The sequence below is a fragment of the Streptococcus mitis genome, from assembly GCF_946190285.1.
GTDB lineage: Bacteria > Bacillota > Bacilli > Lactobacillales > Streptococcaceae > Streptococcus > Streptococcus mitis_CP.
The window spans coordinates 211494-232793 of record NZ_CAMHZX010000002.1; the positions used below are offsets into that span (position 1 = coordinate 211494).

A 21300-nucleotide genomic window follows, 5' to 3' on the forward strand; every position below is an offset into this window, starting at 1 on the left:
TTTCCTTATTATTTACCAGCTTTAACTGCTGACTTGATAGTGATAAGAGATTTCTTAGCACCTGGTACGTTACCTTTGATAAGGATAACGTTCTTTTCTGGAACAACTTGTACAACTTCAAGGTTTTGAATTGTTACACGGTCACCACCCATACGTCCTGCAAGGTTTTTACCTTTGAATACGCGGTTAGGTGCAACAGGTCCCATAGAACCTGGACGACGGTGGTAACGAGAACCGTGAGCCATTGGTCCACGTGATTGTCCGTGGCGTTTGATAACACCTTGGAAACCTTTACCTTTAGAAGTACCAGTTACGTCAACAACGTCTCCAGCTGCGAATGTTTCAACTGTGATTTCAGCACCAACTTCCAAGCCTTCAACGTTTTTGAATTCACGAATGAAGCGCTTAGGAGCCGTGTTAGCTTTCGCTACATGTCCTTTAGCAGGTTTGTTGCTCAATACTTCGCGTTTGTCATCGAAACCAACTTGGATAGCGTTGTATCCGTCTGTTTCAACAGTTTTAACTTGAAGAACAACGTTTGGAGTTGCTTCAATAACTGTTACAGGGATCAATTCGCCAGCTTCAGTGAAGATTTGAGTCATTCCCACTTTTTTCCCTAAGATTCCTTTTGTCATGAGAAAATAGTTCCTTTTCTATATTTTTTATTCAAAAAGTTTTTAACGAGCGTTTTTTATGCTCAAGATATCAAGCTTTATATTAAAGTTTGATTTCTACGTTTACACCACTTGGAAGATCCAATTTCATCAAAGCATCAACTGTTTTTTGAGTTGGGTTAACGATATCGATCAAACGTTTGTGTGTACGCATTTCAAATTGTTCGCGAGAGTCTTTATATTTGTGAGTCGCACGAATGATTGTGTAGAGGCTACGTTCAGTTGGAAGTGGGATTGGACCCGCAACTTGTGCACCTGTACGAGTAGCTGATTCTACGATTTTTGCAGCCGCTGTGTCAAGCGTACGGTGTTCGTAAGCTTTCAAACGGATACGGATTTTTTTGTTTGCCATCTTTTTCTCCTTTTCGTCTATTTAAGATAATAGGCTAGCTCCACAAGAAAACCGACGCGGTGTTGCGTGGCAATGCAACCGAGCGTGTCGCAACCTCTTGCATCAAAGCTAAGGCTGTAATTTACAGCACCATAATAGAATAACACAAAGCCCCTGCGATTGCAAGGGATTTGTTGCTGTTTTTTAAAATTTTTAACATGAAAATGTTTTCTTTTTTGGCGGGTCATTTATTTAAGTATTTTATGGAAGAAAGTTACTCTCTCTTCACCTGTTCATAGCTTTCTTTTCCGTCATTAAGCTTATCCCAAATCACTATCTGCCCACTTTTGAGAGATTTTTGCACATCGATAATTCGTTGGTTGGACGAACCTCGAAACTGAAGCATAAGATTTCTCTTAGTTCGGTCATACCGTCCATCGACAAGGATGTCAATTAGCGACAATAGTTCCAGTTTATCTGGAGTTTCCAACATCATTTCTTCCCATGTATAGCCCGTCCAGGACCAGATATCCTTATCTGGCAATTCCTTCCGAATCCGCTTAACGAGTGGCAAAAGAATCCCAGTATTGAGAAAAGGCTCCCCTCCCAGCAAAGTCAAGCCTTGAACATAGGGTTGAGCAAGATCTGCCATAATCTGTTCTTCTAATTCTGCTGTATAGGGAATTCCTGCCTTGAAAGACCAAGTCGCTACATTATAACATCCCTCGCAGTGAAACATGCAACCTGATACATAGAGGGAGTTACGCACACCCTCTCCATCTACAAAGTTAAAGGCTTTGTAGTCGATGATACGCCCTTGACTGAGTTCCTCGCTTTTCCATTCTTGTGGTTTTGGATTATTCATTCGCTACCTCTATCCAATAACGCTCAACTCCATTACAAACATCTTCAAGAATTCCTCCATTTGCTAAAATGACTGCTCTGCTAGCAGGATTATTCACGCTACAGGTCACAAGCGTTCTCTTGATGTTCTTTTCCTTAGTAATTTGCAAGCCCTGACGGAGAGTCTCTTTAGCATAACCTTTACCTCTTTCTGATGGACGAATGGAGTAGCCAATGTGGCCAGCATAATTCAGCAGTCTCTCATTCAGTCTCAACCGCAGATTCAAAAATCCTAGAGCACGACCTACATCATCAAATGATACAAATTGAATAGAAGGAACACGATTTTCAGGCAAGTTTATTCCCATCTCTTTTTGCATATTTGTTTCCAACCATTCCTCATAAGAAAAATTTTCTGTATCCCAGAAACCACCGTCGTGAGGCGACTGATATTTTTCAAACTCTGCCATCATCTCTAAAACTGTTTCTTTATCTGCTAATCTTGGTCTGCGTAGTTCCATCCTTACCTCCCACTATGAGAAAAGCGAGAGCTGACTCTCACTTTTATTTTTTCTTATTCTTGTTTAAAAATTGTTCTCTGAGGCTAAGCAAACGTTCTTTCTTACCAGCTCCACCTTTAGAGTGTTTCTCATGATAACGGGTCACTTGTGCGCGCCCCTTATCGTCTAATTGATATTTTCCCATTTCATTTCTTTCTAATTTGTTACTTGATGGCCAGCTATTTTAATCGTTGAACCATTCATGTGTTTGACACGCGCTGCGATTTCCTTGTGACGGCCGTTGACCATAGGTCTTGCTTGAGGATTACCTAGATAGCCACAAGTTCGTTTGACCACATCCACCGTTTTAGGATCGCTATTACCACAGTTTGGACAAGCAAATCCTCTCTCAGTTGGTTCAAAATCCCCTTCAAAATCACACTTGTAGCAACGGTCAATTGGTGTATTTGTCCCTAGATAGCCGACACGGTCATAGGCATAGTCCCAGACAGCTTCCAGGGCCTTAGGATTTTGTTGAAGAACTGGATACTCACAATAATGGATGAAACCACCTGACGCACCTGCTTCTGGATAGACTTTCTCAAAGTCTAATTTTTCAAACGGTGTTGGATTTTTACGAACATCGTAGTGGAAAGAGTTGGTGTAGTATTCCTTATCCGTGATATCAGGAATAGAGCCAAACTTCTCTGTATCTAGTCGGCAGAAACGGTCTGTCAAACTTTCAGACGGTGTTGAGTAGATAGAGAAATGATAGCCATATTGGTCTGACCACTCTTCCACCCGGCGTTTCATATCACGAATGATATCCAGCGTGAATTCCTTGGCGTCTGGATTGTGTTCCCAGCTATTTCCAAAGAAGACAGTAGCCACTTCGTATAAACCGATGTAACCCAGCGAAACGGTTGCACGACGATTCTTAAAGAGCTGGTCAACACTTTCTTCTTTACCTAGACGACGGCCAAAAGCACCGTATTGATAAAGGATAGGAGCATTTGCTGGCGTCGCTTCTTTGGTGCGTTCGACACGGTAAACCAGAGCATCTTCAGCGATATTCATACGCTCGTTGAAGATTTCCCAGAACTTATTCATATCGCCCTCAGACTCGAGGGCGATACGAGGCAGATTGACTGTCACAACACCTAGATTCATCCGACCTGAATTGACTTCTACACCATTCTCGTCTTTCCATCCTTGGAGGAAAGAACGGCATCCCATAGGAACCTTGAAAGAACCAGTCAAGTCAACAATCTTATCATAAGATAAAACATCTGGATACATCCGCTTGGTTGCACACTCAAGAGCCAACTGCTTGATGTCGTAGTTGGGAGTCCCTTCCTCTAAGTTAAGGCCTCGTTTAAGCGTAAAGATGAGTTTAGGGAAGATGGCTGTGCGATGCTCCGAACCAAGTCCCTTGATTCGGATGTTCAAGATAGCTTTTTGAATTTCACGCTCAAAACGATTGGTTCCCAGACCAAAACCTAGTGAAGTAAAAGGTGTTTGGCCATTTGAAGTGAAGAGAGTATTGATTTCATACTCAAGGGATTGCATAGCATCGTAGATGTCTTTTTGGGTTTTCTTCCAGGCATAATCTTCCCGTTTTTCAGGTAAAACCCATTCTTCCGCATCTTTGAGGTGTTTTTGGTAATTCTTCTCTGCATAAGGCGCCAAGACTTCATCGATACGGTCAGCTGAACAGCCTCCATACTGGCTAGAAGCAACGTTGGCAATGATTTGGGAAATCTGAGCTGTTGCAGTCTGGATAGACTTAGGACTCTCCACCTCCGCATTTCCAATTTTAAAACCATTTTCCAACATACCTTTAAAGTCAATCAAACAGCAGTTGGTCATAGGAGTATAGGGGCTGTAGTCCAAATCATGATAGTGAATATCCCCTTTTTGGTGGGCATTGGCTACGTGCTTAGGAAGCATTTGCAGTCCGATTGATTTCCCAACAATACCTGCTGTCAAATCACGCTGAGTGTTAAAGACATCACTGTCTTTATTAGCATTTTCATTGACAACTGCCTGGTCTTTGTTGAGAAGTTTATGGATACTAAAGTTAATATCTGTCGCTTTTGAGCGCTCAAAATCCCTTTGTGTCCGATAAGTAATATACTCCTCAGCTAGCGCATATTCTTTGGCTTCAAGGAGTTCATGTTCTACGATATTTTGAATTTCGTAAATCTTAACCCCCTGTGGAAAGCGACTATGAATTTCTGTGACAATTCGCTCGGTCAGAGCATTGAGGCGTTTTTCGACCAGGGGTGTCACATCCATAACCTTGTCAGCCGCCTTGTGGAGAGCCTTGTCAATCTTGTCCACATCAAATACAACACGTCTCCCATCTCGTTTTTCAACGAAGAGAGTTGGCAAAATTGTAATTTTTTCTTCTAGTGCAATCATATGCATGCTCTTTTCTAAAATGTTCTTTCTAAAAAGTATTATACCACTCTAAAAAGAAAAATCAATATCTTGTGTTAAAAATCCTAAAATTTTTAAAAATACACAAGATATTGATTTTTTTATTTAATTTTATAGACTTTAAACTCTGAGTAATCAGTCTTTACTTGTTGGTAATTTTCTTTCAAAATTGTTTCCACTTCAGACCAGACTGCTACCTTATCATTCACCACAATCACCTTAGGTTTGTTTTCTTTCAAGTCATTGATTAAACTAGTTTTATTCTCTTCTGTACTCGTGTAAAGAAGAGGTGATGGGAACATGGATCCAGACAAACGCTGGCTTTCTTTATACATCTGAACATGTGAATCCCAAATATAGATTTGGTCACCATCACTCGTCTCTTGTTTGACTCTATCTACCACTTGATGTTGTTCTCTATAAGAAGCTGGATGCAAGACAAAACGAGCCACAAAAGGAATAGCAATCAGATAAACCACCACTAGGATAGGTAGGTAGAGATTTCCCTTCATGAATTTTTTCCATAATGTAGGAACATCTTCTCTTCTACGACGACGAGCTCCTCTAGCTGAATGTTTCCCACGAATACTGGTCATCAAAAGAAGGAGTAAAAATGGAAGGATTAGAATCAAACGCGAACCGTGAAGAGGTTCTTGAGAAAAAAGCAACAAGGCTAATACAAATAAGAAAGCAAAACTAGCTGGTACTGAAATAACATATAATCTTGATGCCTTTGATTGGAACAATCCTAGAAAAACAAGGAAAAGAGCTCCTAAACCAAAAGTCAATAAACCATAGAATACAACATTATCCATTAGTTGAGGATTGGTAAAGACCTGAAGGGAATCAATCGGATACAAAAGACTTCCTATAGCTCCTCCAAAACTACCTGAAGTAAGCACATAGTAGCCTACTGGGTAAAAGATGAGAGAAAAACCGAGTGCCGCTGCAAAAAACTGATAAACTCCATGGACAAAACGACCATGCCCAACATTAAAGACAAATAAACCAATCGTTACTACTACAGTAAAGAGAAGACTTGTAAGAGGCTCTATGAAAAATGATAGACCCAAAAAGATCCCCAGACGTAGAAATCCCTTGTCATGGTTAGGATTTGATAGATAAGCTGCTATGAATGAAAATCCTGCAAACAGGAATGGCAGAGCTAAAATCGTAGCATATCCTCCTCCAAAGCCGAGACCGGATACCAAAATATAAAATATGGTTAGGAGTTGCTTGGCTTGTTCCCTTTGTCCCGTCAGATAGTCAGTTGAAGAAAAGAGGAAATAACCTCCTCCTAAGAGAGCTAGCCATTCTACCAAGGCAAAAAGGATACCTCCTTGGGTAATATAAAGTAGCAAGCAATAAAGAAGACCGTGACTAGCATAATAGCTACTGTAGAGCTGTCCTCCCTGATGTAAAGCCCACCCTATATACAAATCCTGCGCCTGAGAGGGACTTACCATATCTAAAAGTAAAGGTATCACCACAGAAAAAAACGTTGCAATCGTACTTCCAATGATGAGTCTGAAAAACGGGAAAGCTACCTGTTCTTCTTTTTCTACATGAGATTCAAGGTTCCTATCCAATCTATTTTCAATTTCATTACTCTGTATCGTTTCGGATACTTCTTCGATTCTGCCATATACAGCCATGTCGTTTCTCCTATTCAATTTATCTGTCTTAGTATATCAAAAAGACCTGAAATTGTCAGCTTGCGATGGCTGTTTGAGCGATTTTTTGCATAGTTTCACAAAGGTTTCAATTTCCCGAAATCGGTGTAAATGCGTATGTTTAAATGACATGACATAATCCAATTCTTTCTGAGTCAGCATCGTTCCTCCTATATCTTCTTATTCGTAAAAGGCAAGAAAAATAGGACTGGGTTGTATCCTAAGTCCTAGATTTCTTATAAGATTGGGGCGAATAACTGGGCAATTTCCTTAATCAATTTTTGGTACCAGCTATTTTTTATCGTATGAGGGAAAATTTCTTGCGATACTGAAAAAATCTCCTGAAAATCTTTTTGAATCTCTGTGATTGATGCCGTTTTATATAGTAAAACTGCATCTTCATAGTGGTGAAGCAAACTTCTATAATCTAAATTAATTGTTCCAACTGCAGCAAAGTCCTTATCCACTAAGATTTGTTTACTGTGGATGAAGCCTGGACTATACTCAAAAATCCTTACTCCTGCTGATAAAAGATCTGGATAGGCTCCTCTTGTTATGAGCTGGATTAATTTTTTATCCGGAATGAAAGGAGTCACGATGCGGACATCAACACCCCTCATAGCTGCATTTTTAATACTCTCAGTTAAATCATAGTCAATAATCAAATAGGGTGTTGTGATATAGACTGAATCAGTAGCCTGATTAATCAAACTTTGATAGACTTTTTTCCCTACCTGAGTACGGAAGATGGGCTTGGGTCCACTACCGTAAGGAATGCAGAGCCCTTGGCCAGAACAAGGCTGGTTTTCCAAGTGATACTGGTCAAAATCGCTGATTTCCCCACGATTGATGTACCAAGTCATCAAAAAGAGACGGGTTAGAGCCTTGACACCAGGGCCATCTATGCGAATTCCACTATCCTTCCAATAACCAAAGCGTTCTACATGGTTGATATACTCATCGGCTAAGTTAATACCTCCTGTATAAGCTACCTGACCATCTATAACAAGGATTTTACGATGGTCCCGATTATTATAAGCTACCGTCAAACGAGGAATCACCTTGTTAAATTTATGGGCTTCAATTCCTCGACTACGAAGCTGAATAGTGTAGTCTCCGGGTAAAGTCGCCATACAGCCGATATCATCATAGAGCATCTTGATCTCTACACCCTGAGCTGCCTTTTGCTCTAGTATGTCTAGTATGCTATTCCACATCAAACCTTCTTCGACAATATAGTACTCTAGAAAGATAAATTTCTCAGCTTTCTTAAGGTCTTCCAACATATGCTGCCACATGCTTTCACCCGAAGAAAAGAATTGTGAATCTGTTCGATCATAGACATCGGCATTGCTATCCATACTTAGCAAAGATTTGATAACTCCGTAAGCCGCCTTATCATCTTCCTTCAATTTCTGGCGGAGAGCTTTACTGTTATCCTCCCGAAAATGCATAGAACCAAGTTTGTCCAACTGCTTGATTTCTTTTTTGGACAATCGCCTTTCACCAAACATCAGATAGAGCAAGGGACCAATGACAGGAACAAAAGTCACCACTAACCACATCACTTTACTATCAGGCGCCATTGAGCGATTGACAATCGCTACGATAGTCGCCATACTCATAAAGATTAAGAGAATAACCCACAGAATAGGAGCCATACGCCCTAAGTAAAGAAAGAGACCAAAAACAAGAAAAAGTTCAAGTAGCATAATCGAAAGACTAAAGCCATACTTGGACATCAATAATTGAAATTTTCTATATTTCATATCCCCTCCTTGATATTTTGATACTCAATGAAAAGCAAAGAGCAAACTAGGAAGCTAGTCGCAGGTTGCTCAAAACACTGTTTTGAGGTTGCAGATGGAAGCTGACGTGGTTTGAAGAGATTTTCGAAGAGTATGAATGCTAAAAACAGGTAATTAATACTAGTATAACGCAGGTATTCGGTAGAAGGCAAGTATTTATAATCATTTTTCTGAGTAAAAGCAAAAGAGACTGACAAAACCAGTCTCCTTCCAGTCTATTTTGATAAAACAATGCGATCAGACGCTTCTCTATCCATATCGTCAATAATCATCTGATTTCCATTAACTGCATAAATCTTGACATCATCCCCAATAATCATGCGTTGATTAGCGGCATCGAAGCTAACCTGCTTGATTTCTTGATCTCCGTCAGTTTCTACCTGTGTCCATGTACCAGTTGTTCCAGTTACCACTAAAGTGATACGGTCTCCTTCGTCCTGACCAGTATAAGTTCCATCAATATTGGTTGGTTGAGCCTCAGGCGTATTTTGTGAAGAACTTGTCGCTGCCTGGTTTGAATTTTCTGCCGAAGATGAAGCAGCAGGTTGTGATTGCTGAGTTTGTTGTGTTTGCGATTGAGTTGCTGGTTGTTGAACTTGTTGAGCTCTTTGTGAACAAGCTACTAAGAGACTAAGACTTGCTAGAGAAGCAAGAGAAAGTGTGAATCTTTTTAATTTCATGATGAATTTCCTTTCTGCTACCAATTTACAGAATTTTTTCCTTCTAACTAGTAGTTTTCCTAGTATAACAAGTTCAAAAAAGGAGGTCAATTCATCTGCTCATGGACCAGCAAGTAGCCCCGTACTTCTGAGATAAAATAGAGAGACCCTGTAACGAACAACAAATCCTGGGCATCTGCTCTTGCTTCAAAATTGCTAATAAATTCTCGGTAAGAAGGAATTACATCGTAACCTGTTACATCTGTTTCATCCAAAGAACCTTGATAGTCAAAGCCTGTCACCTTGAGTTCCACCTGAGGCAATTTTTCAGTCAGATAAGCCAACATCCCTTGATAATCCTTCCGTTTCAAGGCTCCAAATAGGATTTGAGGACGATATCCTTCCTGCTCTTTTTCTTTAATAAACTCAACCAAGCGAGTCAAGGCAGGAAGGTTATGAGCACCGTCCAAGTAAATCTGAGGACGAATACGCTCCAAACGCCCAGCCCAATGGGTCTGATTCAAAGCTTGTCTTATAGCCTGTTCATCAACAACTTCCTTTCCTTCCCTCATAAAGAGAAGAAACGTTTGTAGCGCTAAGGCCGCATTTTCCTGCTGATAAGCTCCTTCTAAACCTATTTTCAACTGTGAAAGGTTAGCCAAAGAGCTTGAAAAATCCCCATTCAGCATTGAAAAATCTTGGCCTGCCTGATAAAGGTCAACAGCTAAAGAGTCTGCTTTTTTCTGACAAACAAGCCTAGCTTCTGAAGGCAACTTAGCAATCACTGCCTTTTTACCAGCCTTGAAAATGCCAGCTTTTTGCTCTGCAATTGCTTCTAGACTATCGCCCAAGGTCTCCTGATGGTCAAGCCCGATGGAGGTGATGACAGCGATCTCTCCAGTTACCACATTGGTCGTGTCAAGTAAGCCACCAATTCCCACTTCTAGTAAAACCAAATCCACCTCTTGCTCCCTAAAGTAGAGAAAAGCAATCAAGGTCAGCAATTCAAAAAAGGACAACTGGTCATAGGTTTGCACAAGCGTCTTTTCCATCTCCTTGACCTGCTCAGCTAAGCGGATAAAGTCTGAATCAGCTATTGGTTGCCCATTAATGCAGATTCGGTCATTGATGGAGACAATATGAGGAGAGGTAAAGGTCGCAACTTTCTTTCCATGCCCCATAAATAATTCCCTCATAAAAGCAATGGTAGATCCTTTCCCATTAGTCCCTGTCACATGGATAATAGGATAAGACTTCTCAGGATTTCCTAACAAATCCACCGCTTCTTGCATTCGGCCCAAACCTGATCGAAAATTCAAACCAATCCTACTATGAAGCCATTCTTCTACTTCAAACATACATATCTCCTTGATAAATGTCCAATCAATGACCACGCCAAAGCATGATAACTAACAAAAACGAGGTCAGGATTTTCGTCCCGACCTCTCACCTGGTTAGCTAATAATTAGCTACTATGAAGTTAACGTGGGGTAAAACATCCACTGAATGTGCCTGCGTTTCTAATTTCTAGCGCAGGGCTAAACACGTCCACTGGACGTTCCAACTTTTCCCAATTTCTGGGAGTTGGGCTGATACAGTCTCCCAGACTTACTTACGGTCTTTATTTTTAGCGTCAGGGTAAAAATGTTCACTGAACACACCAGTTCTCTCTTATTTTAAGGAACTGGGCTAAAAACATCCACTGGATGTTCCAACTCTTCCAATTTCTAGGAGTTGGAGTAAAAATATCCCCCGGATATTTTTACTCCTCCATAAAGCTGTTGAAGACTTCTTCAATCATGTTCCATTCGTCTTCTGAGTCTTCTGGGATTGGTTGCAATTCGCCTTCTGTTCCATCTTCGTTTTCGATGAATGAGTAAGCTTGGATTTCAACTTGTCCGTCTTCGTCTTCTTCTGCGTTAACTGGTACTAGAAGAACATAGTTTTTACCAAATTCTTCTTTTCCGTCAATGGTCAAAAGGATTTCAAACAAGGTTTCATTTCCTTGCTCATCTACTAGTGTAATTAATTCACGTTCTTCGTGGTCGTGGTTATGATCGTGTGACATAGCCTCTCCTTTGTATTAAAATTTTCTATCTAAATAATTTTGTAAAATCAGCTGAGCTGCTAACTTATCAATGACTTTCTTGCGCTTATTACGGCTGATATCTGCTTGTTCAATCAACATGCGCTCTGCGGCAACTGTTGTCAAGCGTTCATCTTGATAGTCTACTGGTAGACCAAAAAGCTCTTCTAACTTTGCTCCGTAGGCTTGACTAGCTTCCACGCGCGGTCCGCTTGTATTGTTCATGTTTTTAGGCAAGCCCACTACAAATCGTTCCACCTTGTAAGTATCAACCAACTCCTTAACGCGGTCAAAACCAAATTGGCCTTGCTCCTCATTGATTTGGATGATTTCAAGTCCTTGAGCTGTAAAACCAAGCGGATCGCTAATAGCCACCCCTACCGTTTTTGAACCGACGTCCAATCCCATAATTCTCATAGGTTATAGATCGACTCCTTGTCCTTTAAGGTAGTAGCGGACCAACTCTTCAACGATTTCATCGCGCTCATACTTACGGATTTGATTTCGTGCATTATTGTAACGAGGAACGTAGGCAGGGTCTCCACTCAATACGTAACCTACGATTTGGTTAATCGGGTTGTAGCCCTTATCGTTCAACGAAGCATAAACATCAGTCAGAGTTTCGCTAATTTCTTTTTTATTGGAATCGTCCAATTTAAAACGTACTGTTTCTTCAGTAAATCCCATTCTAACACCCTCTTTCCTTAGAATAGTACCATTATAGCATAATTCCTTACGTTCTACAATTCAGGCAGTCTATTTATTTGGATTTTCTATTGTTCTGTCGCGCCATTTGCCAATCTGTCTGAAATATATTTGCTTGGTTCATTCTTCAAGAGATTTTCTAAACCAATGTTCTTCAAATATTCTAACTGAGAAGCCTTCTTGACATCCAGAACTTGAAAATCAAAAGTAGTCGTTGTTTGAAGTTCTGTTGCACTTAACAGTTTGGTTTCAAGCTTAAATCCTGCTAATTTACGAGCTTCTATGATAGACTCATCCTTCTCCTCCGCCTCGAGAAGAGCTTTTTGAGTTTCTTCCACTCCATGTTGGTCGATATAAGTCTTCAACTCATCAGAAACTGGACGTTTTTGTTGAATCGTTAAGCTCAAAAAAGTCTTATCCTTGTATGTAATGGTTTGGATTTGCTGGCTACCATCATCTGACTTAGGTAAGAGCAAAGTCTTGGTCACAACTGTATTCTTCTCAGCATTCTCAATAACTGGCAATGCCGACTGAATCGTATCCTTTTCTGTTTTTGTAGCTGTTCCAGTTTCTTTTTTCTGTCCGCAACCAACTAGGACAAAAAGGAAAGCTAGACTAACAAGAACTATTTTTTTCATTTCTTTCTTCTTTCTTTTTCTTTTTAAGATTAATACTCAATGAAAATCAAGGAGCAAACTAGGAAACTAGTCGCAGGTTGCTCAAAGCACAGCTTTGAGGTTGCAGATAAAACTGACGAAGTCAGCTCAAAACACTGTTTTGAGGTTGTGGATAGAACTGACGAAGTCAGTAACCATACATACGGCAAGGCGACGTTGACGCGGTTTGAAGAGATTTTTGAAGAGTATAAAATAGAATAAGACTGGGAATTGCTCCCAGCCTTGATGTTTATAGAGCTGCACGCAAACGTGCTTCTGCATTTTCTACATTACGGACAGAGCGTGGTAGGAAGGCACGAATATCGTCTTCCTTGTAGCCAACTTGCAGGCGTTTTTCATCCACAAGGATTGGGCTCTTTAAAATTCTCGGTGTTTCCATAATCAGATTGAGGACTTCGTTGACACTCAAATCTTCAATATCCACTCCGAGGGCTTTGGCATAGCGATTTTTAGATGAAACGATGCTGGCTATTCCATTATCTGTTTTGGTTAGAATATCCAGTAATTCTTCTCTCGTAATTCCTTCTTTACCAAGATTTTGTTCTTTATAACTTAACTGGTGGGCATTGAGCCAGGTTTTTGCTTTTTTACAGCTAGTACAACTTGAGACTGTATAAATTTTAATCATGTACCTACCCCTTTCGCTACATGTTACTATCAGTTTAGTCTATTATACCATAAAAAACATCCGACTTGCGACCTATTTTTAAATTTTTTTGACTTTTTTCGTCATTTTCGTACTTTTTTCTTGACAAAATGAAATTTACAGCCATTCTTTATATTTCCTGATATAGATTTTTTTCACAATTGTCACGCTAATCATATACAAAATAATGATGAAAAGTAAAAAGATGAAATAAATCGGTTTTAAAGGAGTTAGATGAAGAAGACTTGCGAGAGGACTATAGGGAAGAAAGGTCACAAAGGCTGCAGCCAATAAGGTTGTCACAAGTACTAGCCAAGCTGGACGGCTTTGTAAAAAGGGAATTTTAGCTGAACGCAGCATATGGATAACCATAGTTTGTGACCACATGGACTCAATAAACCAACCTGTCTGGAACAAGACAATAAAGCCTACGGCCGACTCTGCTCCATGAACATAGGCATGACCTGTTGTCATGGGTACAATGATAAAATAAAGCAAACTGAAGGTCAAAATATCAAAGGCAGAAGAGATAGGCCCCATCCAAACCATGAAACGTGTGATGGACTTAGCTTCCCAAGTATGCGGATTTCTCAAAAAATCTTTGTCCACCTTGTCAAAAGGCAGAGCAATACAAGACAAATCATAGACTAGATTTAGGATAATCAAATGGACTGGTGCCATTGGTAAAAAGGGTAAAAAGATTCCAGAGACCAATAGGGATAAGATATTCCCAAAATTAGAACTCACTGTCATCTTGATATATTTGGTCATATTGGCATAGACCTTACGACCTTCAACCAGTCCTTTTTCAAGCACCATGAGATCCTTATCAAGTAGGATAACATCAGCTGTTTCTTTGGCAATATCTACTGCTGTATCAACAGAAATCCCCACATCTGCTACTTTCATAGAAGGGGCATCATTGATTCCATCTCCCATATAGCCGACAGCATGACCATTAGCCTTAAATTGCAAAATAATCCTTGCTTTTTGGTCAGGAGAAAGTTTGGCAAAGACGGTTACCTCCTCTACGGCTTGGGCCAATTCTTGATCACTCATCTGATCAATTTCAGACCCCAACAGCATCTGATTGATATCCAAACCAACCTTTTCACAGACTGCTTGGGTAACCTTTTCGTTGTCTCCCGTCAAAATCTTTGTTTGAACTCCATGTTCTAACAGAGCCTTAATTGCTGGTGCTGCAGATGGTTTAGGAGGATCTAGGAAGGCTAAATAACCAGTTAGAATCATATCCCCTTCGTCATCAACTGTATAGGCATGACCTTCCCTCAAACCTGACTTATAGGCCACTCCCAAGACACGCAAACCTTGTTGATTTAGTTGTCGGACTTCCGCTAATATTTCCTCTCTAATAGCATCTGTCAAGGGAGTAATCACTCCTTGGTATTCCGCATGACTGGAAATCGCAAGCATTTCCTCTAGGGCACCCTTGGTTACCAAACTAACAACTTCGTGTTCATCCTTAACGATAACACTCATCCGTCTACGTTCAAAATCAAAGGGCAATTCATCTATTTTTTGAAAGGTTTGATCTAGATTTTGCAAGAGGGCGTGTTCTTTGGCTTCCTTTTCAGTCCGTTTAATGATGGCTCTGTCCATCAAATTTTTCAGGCCCGTTTGAAAATAAGAATTGAGATAAGCTCGTCTCAAGACGGTCAAATCCAAGCGTCCGTGAATGTCCAAGGGATATTCTAGAACGATTTCGTCTTGGGTTAGAGTCCCTGTCTTATCTGTACATAAGATATCAATCGCCCCTAAGTCCTGTATGGCATTGAGTTTCTTGATAACCACTTTTTCCTTAGCCATGATAATGGAGCCTTTTGCTAGACTGGCCGTGATGATCATAGGAAGCATCTCAGGTGTAAGCCCAACACCAACACTCAAAGCAAATACACCAGCTTCCAACCAGTCGCCATCTGTTAAACCATTGGACAAGAAAACAATAGGCACCATGACCAACATCAAGCGAATCAAGAGCCAAGAGATACTATTCATCTCTCGTTCAAACGAAGTAGGCTCGTCATAGGTGTTTAGAGTCTGCTCAATGGCCCCCATCATTGTATCATCACCAACCGCCAAAACCACGGCCTTGGCACTACCAGATAAGACATTGGTTCCCATAAAAGCCAAGGATTCGGCTTCGAGCAGACTATCAGATTGTTGAACTGTTGCCTTGGTCAAGGCCAATTTTTCAACAGAATCACTTTCGCCTGTCAAGCCAGACTGTTGGACAAAGAAATCGCGCGACTCAAATAAAAGAAGATCTGCTGGAATCATATCACCAGCGCTTAATTTAACCACGTCACCCACTACCAAATCATCGATAGGTACTTCTTGGATTTCTCCTTGACGAATGACAGTCGCTGTGTTGACAATCATTTTTGAAAGATTGGTGGCTGCCTTATCACTGCGGAGTTCTTGGACAAAGCGAATGCCTCCAGAAATGAGGACTAGGACAACGATGATAATAGAAGTCGTCGGATCCTCTTGACCTGGTTTTGCCAACCAGACATTGGTCACCAAGGAAATCACGGCGATGACCAGCAAGATGATTGTAAAAGGATTGATAATCGATTCGTAAATCTTTTTCAAAATCGAATCTTCTTGGCCTTTGGTAATCACATTTTCGCCATAGAGGTCACGATTTTTTTCGACTTGTTCCTCTATCAAACCGTTTAAACTGGTATGATAAAAAGTTAGACTCTCGTCTAAAGGGACTTGAATAGCTGTTGCTAATCTTTCTTTTGTTGTTTTCATTGGTTTATCCTATCTGTATGAATGATGTGTTTCATACACAGAGACCAATCACTTTATAAGGGCAGAACGACACAAATCAGCGATTGGCTGTGTATGTGCGGTTCCGGATGATCGTCAATTTGCATCGTCTGTCTCCTTTCTTTTTTTTAAACAGTAGAAAATCCCACCATAAAATGGCAGGATTAAAAAACTAATTATCTGTTTTTCGTTCAAGCTTTAACTCCATAGGGCAATGTAATGAGCTTAGTCTTGGCCTTCGCGACCAGGACTGTTGACCAACGAGTAGTGTCTCCACTGCTTTGCGGTAGTCATCCGTATCCCTATGGTAGCCTCACCTACCGTTTTCGTCTTTCAGTATAAACCTTTAAAATTTAAAAGTCAATCATCTGAGTTGTTTAATTCTTAGATAACTAACAACTCTTTTGGAGCTAGGGTCAACAATTCACAACCTGTCTCTGTAATCAGGATATCATCCTCAATACGAACGCCATATTTGCCTTCGATGTAGATACCTGGTTCATCGGTCAAGGCCATACCTGCCTTAATAGTTTCTGTAGAAGTCTGGCTAAAGTATGGTTCCTCATGGATATCCAGTCCAATACCGTGTCCGATACCGTGGGTAAAGTAGTCGCCATAGCCTGCCTCGATGATAATATCACGAGGAATTTTGTCAAAGTCACGGAAACCTAATCCTGCCTTAGCCTGATCAATCAAGGCTTGGTTAGCTTTTAGAACTGTATTGTAAATCTCTGCTTGCTCGTCGCTGACATGCCCTAGATAGATAGTCCGTGTCATATCACTGACATAGTGGTCGTAGAGGCATCCAAAGTCCATGGTGATAGCCTCTCCTAGTTGTACTGGTTTGTGCATAGGATGAGCATGAGGTTTGGAAGAGTTGATACCACTAGCTAGAATAGTGTCAAAAGATAAGCCAGATGCTCCCAACTCACGCATACGGAAGTCAAGGAAGTTGGCAATTTCAATTTCAGTTTTTCCTGGCTTAATAAAGTCAAGCGCATCGCGGAAAGCTTGGTCTGAGATAGAACAAGCCTTGCGAATCGCTGCAATCTCTGCCTCATCCTTAATCATTCGAAGACCTTCAACAAACTGAGTTTGTGGAAGCAAGTCAATTCCTTCAAAGGCTGCCTGCATACGGTGGTAATAAGATACTGAAATCTCGTCCTCAAAACCGATTCGAGACAAGCCCATGTCCTTGACAATGCCGGCAATGACAGCCAATTCATCACGGTCAGCCACAATCTCAAAACCACTGGTTTCTTGCTTGGCTGCAATGATATAGCGAGAGTCTGTCACCAAGACCTGACGGTCACGGCTGATGAAGACTGTTCCGTTTGAGCCCCAAAAACCAGTCAGGTAATAGACGTTTTTAAGGTTATTGATGATGATACCATCTAGTTCTTTTTCTTGCATTTTCGCTAGAAATGCTTGTACGCGTTTATTCATGATGTAACTTTCCTTTCAAATAATGTCCTGTGTAGCTGACTTCGTTGGCCGCTACTTCTTCTGGAGTTCCTGTTGCGATGATGGTTCCACCGCCGACACCGCCCTCAGGACCCAAGTCAATAATATGGTCTGCAGTCTTAATAACATCTAGATTATGCTCGATAACAAGGACTGTATTGCCATCGTCAACAAAGCGAGCTAAAACCTTGAGCAAGCGAGCGATATCCTCAGTATGAAGACCTGTCGTCGGCTCATCCAGAATGTAGAATGACTTACCTGTCGAGCGTTTGTGGAGTTCACTAGCCAGCTTCATACGCTGAGCTTCTCCTCCAGAAAGGGTAGTAGCTGGTTGCCCTAACGTTACATATCCCAGTCCCACATCCTTGATAGTCTGAAGTTTACGTTGAATTTTCGGAATATGTTGGAAGAATTCCACCGCATCGTTGACAGTCATATCCAATACCTGCGAGATATTTTTTTCCTTGTAGTGGACTTCTAGGGTTTCACTGTTGTAGCGGGTTCCGTGGCAGACCTCACAAGCCACATAAACATCTGGCAAGAAGTGCATCTCAATCTTGATGATCCCATCACCTGAGCAGGCTTCACAACGACCACCCTTGACATTGAAACTGAAACGCCCCTTCTTGTAGCCTCGAATCTTAGCTTCATTTGTCTGGGCAAATAGGTCACGTATATCGTCAAAAACTCCTGTATAGGTAGCTGGGTTGGACCTAGGTGTTCGTCCAATTGGACTCTGGTCAATATCAATCAAACGATCAACATGCTCAATCCCTGTAATAGTCTTAAATTTACCAGGCTTGTCTGAATTACGGTTGAGCTTCTGGGCAATAGCTTTTTTGAGGATACTGTTGATCAAGGTCGATTTCCCTGAACCCGACACACCTGTCACTGCGATGAATTTTCCTAGTGGGAAGCGAGCTGTGACATTTTGCAGGTTGTTCTCACGCGCTCCTGTCACTTCGATAAAACGTCCATTTCCTACACGGCGCTCGTCTGGTACTGGAATGGCACGTTTGCCTGACAAGTACTGACCTGTGATAGACTTGCTGTTGCGAGCCACTTGCTTAGGTGTACCTGCTGCAACAATCTCACCACCAAAAACACCGGCACCGGGACCAACGTCAATCAGATAATCCGCCTCGCGCATAGTATCTTCGTCATGTTCCACCACGATAAGAGTATTGCCCAAGTCACGCATCTTTTTGAGACTGGCAATCAAGCGGTCATTGTCTCTCTGGTGAAGACCAATTGACGGCTCATCTAGGATATAAAGGACACCTGATAGGTTAGAACCAATCTGGGTTGCCAAACGAATACGCTGACTTTCCCCACCTGAAAGGGTTCCTGCTGAACGTGACAGAGTCAGATAGTTAAGACCCACATTATTAAGGAAGGTCAAACGGTCTTTGATTTCCTTGAGAATAGGCCGAGCAATGATGGCTTCATTTTCAGATAGAGTCAACTGGCTTACCAAGTCCAAATGGTCGGCGATAGACAGGTCTGAAATTTCTCCGATATGTGGTCCTTGCTCGCCACCCACACGGACAGACAAAGCCTGGTCATTGAGACGATAGCCGTGACAGGTTCCGCAGGTCAGCTCATTCATGTAGAGACGCATCTGGGTGCGTGTGTAATCGCTGTTTGTCTCGTGATAGCGACGCTTGATATTATTGACAACTCCCTCAAAAGGAATATCGATATCGCGCACGCCACCAAATTCATTCTCATAGTGGAAATGGAATTCCTTGCCATCAGAACCATAGAGAATCAAGTTCTTATCTTCTTCTGACAAATCTTCAAAAGGCTTATCCATATCCACTCCAAAAGCTGTCATAGCCTGCTCTAGCATGTTTGGATAGTAGTTGGATGAGATAGGATTCCAAGGAGCCAAGGCTCCCTCACGTAAGGTTTTGCTGGCATCTGGCACCACCAAATCAGTATCCACCTCCAGCTTGATGCCCAAGCCATCACACTCACTACAAGAACCAAAAGGAGCATTGAATGAGAAGAGACGTGGCTCTAACTCTGGAACAGTAAAGCCACAAACTGGACAGGCATAATGCTCAGAGAACAACAACTCAGAGTCGTCCATAGTGTCGATAATGACATAACCTTCTGCAATACGAAGGGCAGCCTCAATGGAATCAAAGAGACGACTACGAATGCCCTCCTTGATAACAATACGGTCAACCACGACATCAATATTGTGTTGCTTGCTCTTAGACAACTCTGGCACTTCTGTCACATCATAGACTTCCCCATCCACACGGACACGGACATACCCATCTTTCTGAACCTTCTCGATAACACTCTTATGTTGGCCTTTTTTCTTGCGGATGACAGGGGCCAAAATCTGCAAGCGCTGGCGTTCAGGTAACTCCAAAACCTTATCCACGATTTGCTCCACCGAAGAGGCCTTGATAGCTCCATGCCCGTTAATACAGTAAGGCGTCCCCACACGCGCATAAAGGAGACGCAGATAGTCATTGATTTCAGTCGTTGTTCCCACCGTCGAGCGAGGGTTTTTGCTAGTCGTTTTCTGGTCGATGGAAATAGCTGGGCTGAGGCCATCAATGGCATCTACATCAGGCTTCTCCATATTTCCCAAAAACTGACGAGCATAGGCTGACAAACTCTCCACATAGCGGCGTTGTCCCTCAGCATAGAGGGTATCGAAGGCCAGACTGGATTTCCCTGAACCTGACAAACCTGTCACGACAACCAACTTGTCTCGCGGAATTTCCACATCAATATTTTTTAAATTATGGGCACGCGCCCCATGAATGACAATTTTATCTTGCATCTTTGTTCTTTCTAGTCCATTATTGCTTACCATTATACCAAAAAAAGTGAGATTCTATTACCCAAAAGGCCGATTTTGTAGTATAATAAAAAACTTCTTATTTTATGTTTCCTTAGGGCTTCCTAACCCTTATATCACGCGCTTTTTAACAAAAAATACTAACATTACTTTTTACTACTTGCTCCCCCAAAGTACGCAAAAAGGGGAGCAAAAAAGCCCCACACAAGGGCTAAGATTTAACGAGTTCAGCAGGCAAGAAACTAGCACGGTCAAACGTGCTTTTTTTATTGCTGGTTGCTGATAGGTATATTATACCATGAAGCGCGTGGTTTATAAGATTATGACCTCACAAAAGCCCCCAGATTCGTTTCTGAGGGCTTGTAGTTTATCCATGGTGTTTTAGTTGTCCAGTACGAAACAAAGCAAAATAAGGGGCGAATATGAAGCCTCAGCCTACATTTGCCAACATTTATGCTTCTAATTCTTGTATTAAGGTTAAATATAAATCATCAAGGTCAACATCTATTTCAAAATCTATGTTTAAATCGATGTCTATATCCATGTTTAAATCTATCTCCATATCCTCTAATTGGATATTCTCCAAATCAATCAAAAAATCTTCAATCATGTCATTCCCCCCTCACTTAAATCTCAACATTTCTCAACAAAACACCACAAACGCCTACTTATATGCTTCTAGCTCTCCGTTCTGGTGGATTCTCGCAAAGTTTAAGACGGCTATCTGTTTGTATCGGTGATAACTAGTGGATTTTGTCCCAGCAATTTCTAAACATTCGCTTACTGTTTTCTTCCTCATGTAGCAATAATGGATAATAAAGTATTTTCTGGCTCGCTTGTTCTCTATGCTATTGATGTCGTGGGCGAATATTTCCAACCCCTCACGGATTGCCTTTTCATGCTTGCTAGTCAAATTCCACTGATCAGGTAAGATAAGTTTCCAAGCCTCTTCATCTATCGTAACTTGGTTTTCACTTCCTGCCATCCTCTGGAAACGTAGAAAGTAAGTCATCCGCTCTCTGACGTTCATCATCGTTTTAAACTTATCCAGCTCCATTAGTTCGCTCCTTTGTGGTATAATTAGTCTAAAGAGAAGTGAGGTAGAGATGATAGTGTCGCTACGCAACTTCATAGTATGAGATGACGGGACAGGCACACCGTCCACTACTCTT

21 protein-coding genes and 1 riboswitch are annotated in these 21300 nt (G+C 41.4%); of the genes, 1 reads left to right on the forward strand and 20 read right to left on the reverse strand.

Features of this window, described 5'->3' with window-relative positions; genetic code table 11:
* Positions 1 to 8: 8 nt before the first annotated feature.
* The 14 genes from rplC to N8L39_RS04685 all read right to left on the reverse strand — a co-directional run bounded on the left by rplC (position 9) and on the right by N8L39_RS04685 (position 12359).
* On the reverse strand, positions 9 to 635 hold the full coding sequence (gene rplC, locus N8L39_RS04620) for a 50S ribosomal protein L3 (protein WP_000160197.1): 627 nt from the start codon (positions 633 to 635) through the stop codon (positions 9 to 11).
* Between the two features lie 82 nt (positions 636 to 717).
* Complete coding sequence (gene rpsJ / locus N8L39_RS04625; RefSeq protein WP_001284513.1) at positions 718 to 1026, reverse strand: 30S ribosomal protein S10; 309 nt, start codon at positions 1024 to 1026, stop codon at positions 718 to 720.
* A 253-nt stretch (positions 1027 to 1279) separates the two neighbouring features.
* A complete protein-coding gene (nrdG, locus tag N8L39_RS04630) occupies positions 1280 to 1870 on the reverse strand; it encodes an anaerobic ribonucleoside-triphosphate reductase activating protein (RefSeq protein ID WP_261010173.1) in 591 nt (196 codons plus the stop codon).
* Positions 1863 to 2369 (reverse strand): GNAT family N-acetyltransferase, encoded by a 507-nt coding sequence (locus tag N8L39_RS04635; RefSeq protein ID WP_261010172.1) that lies wholly within the window; start codon positions 2367 to 2369, stop codon positions 1863 to 1865. Before N8L39_RS04635 ends, nrdG begins: the two co-directional genes overlap by 8 nt.
* A 43-nt stretch (positions 2370 to 2412) precedes the next feature.
* Positions 2413 to 2553: a hypothetical protein gene (locus N8L39_RS04640; RefSeq protein ID WP_000521621.1), complete on the reverse strand. Its 141-nt coding sequence runs from the start codon at positions 2551 to 2553 to the stop codon at positions 2413 to 2415.
* Positions 2554 to 2564: 11 nt separating this feature from the next.
* Positions 2565 to 4772 (reverse strand): anaerobic ribonucleoside-triphosphate reductase, encoded by a 2208-nt coding sequence (nrdD, locus tag N8L39_RS04645; RefSeq protein WP_261010171.1) that lies wholly within the window; start codon positions 4770 to 4772, stop codon positions 2565 to 2567.
* 119 nt (positions 4773 to 4891) lie between these two features.
* Positions 4892 to 6445 (reverse strand): damage-inducible protein CinA, encoded by a 1554-nt coding sequence (locus tag N8L39_RS04650; RefSeq protein WP_261010170.1) that lies wholly within the window; start codon positions 6443 to 6445, stop codon positions 4892 to 4894.
* A 254-nt stretch (positions 6446 to 6699) separates the two neighbouring features.
* Positions 6700 to 8232, reverse strand: coding sequence for a cardiolipin synthase (gene cls, locus N8L39_RS04655; protein ID WP_261010169.1), 1533 nt, complete (start codon positions 8230 to 8232; stop codon positions 6700 to 6702).
* A gap of 254 nt (positions 8233 to 8486) precedes the next feature.
* Entirely contained in the window at positions 8487 to 8951 is a 465-nt protein-coding gene (locus tag N8L39_RS04660; RefSeq protein ID WP_261010168.1) for an SP_0198 family lipoprotein, read from the reverse strand.
* Positions 8952 to 9037: 86 nt separating this feature from the next.
* Positions 9038 to 10288 carry a folylpolyglutamate synthase/dihydrofolate synthase family protein gene (locus N8L39_RS04665; RefSeq protein ID WP_261010167.1) on the reverse strand — a complete coding sequence of 417 codons (1251 nt, stop codon included), beginning with the start codon at positions 10286 to 10288 and terminating at the stop codon, positions 9038 to 9040.
* 404 nt (positions 10289 to 10692) lie between these two features.
* Positions 10693 to 10998 (reverse strand): DUF1292 domain-containing protein, encoded by a 306-nt coding sequence (locus N8L39_RS04670; RefSeq protein WP_000017620.1) that lies wholly within the window; start codon positions 10996 to 10998, stop codon positions 10693 to 10695.
* A 15-nt stretch (positions 10999 to 11013) separates the two neighbouring features.
* Positions 11014 to 11433 carry a Holliday junction resolvase RuvX gene (ruvX, locus tag N8L39_RS04675; RefSeq protein WP_004239076.1) on the reverse strand — a complete coding sequence of 140 codons (420 nt, stop codon included), beginning with the start codon at positions 11431 to 11433 and terminating at the stop codon, positions 11014 to 11016.
* Between the two features lie 3 nt (positions 11434 to 11436).
* Positions 11437 to 11703, reverse strand: coding sequence for an IreB family regulatory phosphoprotein (locus N8L39_RS04680; protein ID WP_000507059.1), 267 nt, complete (start codon positions 11701 to 11703; stop codon positions 11437 to 11439).
* A gap of 86 nt (positions 11704 to 11789) precedes the next feature.
* A complete protein-coding gene (locus tag N8L39_RS04685; RefSeq protein ID WP_261010166.1) occupies positions 11790 to 12359 on the reverse strand; it encodes an SP0191 family lipoprotein in 570 nt (189 codons plus the stop codon).
* 39 nt (positions 12360 to 12398) lie between these two features.
* Here N8L39_RS04685 and N8L39_RS04690 point away from each other — a divergent pair, with 39 nt between their 5' ends.
* On the forward strand, positions 12399 to 12599 hold the full coding sequence (locus N8L39_RS04690; protein WP_261010165.1) for a hypothetical protein: 201 nt from the start codon (positions 12399 to 12401) through the stop codon (positions 12597 to 12599).
* A 28-nt stretch (positions 12600 to 12627) separates the two neighbouring features.
* On the opposite strand, the gene spx is transcribed toward N8L39_RS04690, so the two are convergent.
* The 6 genes from spx to N8L39_RS04720 all read right to left on the reverse strand — a co-directional run bounded on the left by spx (position 12628) and on the right by N8L39_RS04720 (position 21185).
* Positions 12628 to 13026 (reverse strand): transcriptional regulator Spx, encoded by a 399-nt coding sequence (gene spx / locus N8L39_RS04695; RefSeq protein ID WP_000591165.1) that lies wholly within the window; start codon positions 13024 to 13026, stop codon positions 12628 to 12630.
* 135 nt (positions 13027 to 13161) lie between these two features.
* Entirely contained in the window at positions 13162 to 15822 is a 2661-nt protein-coding gene (gene mgtA, locus N8L39_RS04700; RefSeq protein WP_261010164.1) for a magnesium-translocating P-type ATPase, read from the reverse strand.
* 194 nt (positions 15823 to 16016) lie between these two features.
* Positions 16017 to 16167, reverse strand: a riboswitch (M-box (ykoK) riboswitch).
* A 57-nt stretch (positions 16168 to 16224) separates the two neighbouring features.
* Positions 16225 to 17286, reverse strand: a complete 1062-nt coding sequence (locus N8L39_RS04705; protein ID WP_261010163.1) for a M24 family metallopeptidase — start codon at positions 17284 to 17286, stop codon at positions 16225 to 16227.
* The gene (gene uvrA / locus N8L39_RS04710; protein ID WP_261010162.1) at positions 17279 to 20110 is read right to left on the reverse strand and encodes an excinuclease ABC subunit UvrA; all 2832 of its coding nucleotides are present in this window, start codon (positions 20108 to 20110) and stop codon (positions 17279 to 17281) included. Before uvrA ends, N8L39_RS04705 begins: the two co-directional genes overlap by 8 nt.
* Positions 20111 to 20579: 469 nt before the next feature.
* Positions 20580 to 20738, reverse strand: coding sequence for a hypothetical protein (locus tag N8L39_RS04715; protein ID WP_261010161.1), 159 nt, complete (start codon positions 20736 to 20738; stop codon positions 20580 to 20582).
* A gap of 54 nt (positions 20739 to 20792) precedes the next feature.
* Positions 20793 to 21185, reverse strand: coding sequence for an ArpU family phage packaging/lysis transcriptional regulator (locus tag N8L39_RS04720; RefSeq protein ID WP_261010160.1), 393 nt, complete (start codon positions 21183 to 21185; stop codon positions 20793 to 20795).
* Positions 21186 to 21300 lie beyond the last annotated feature (115 nt).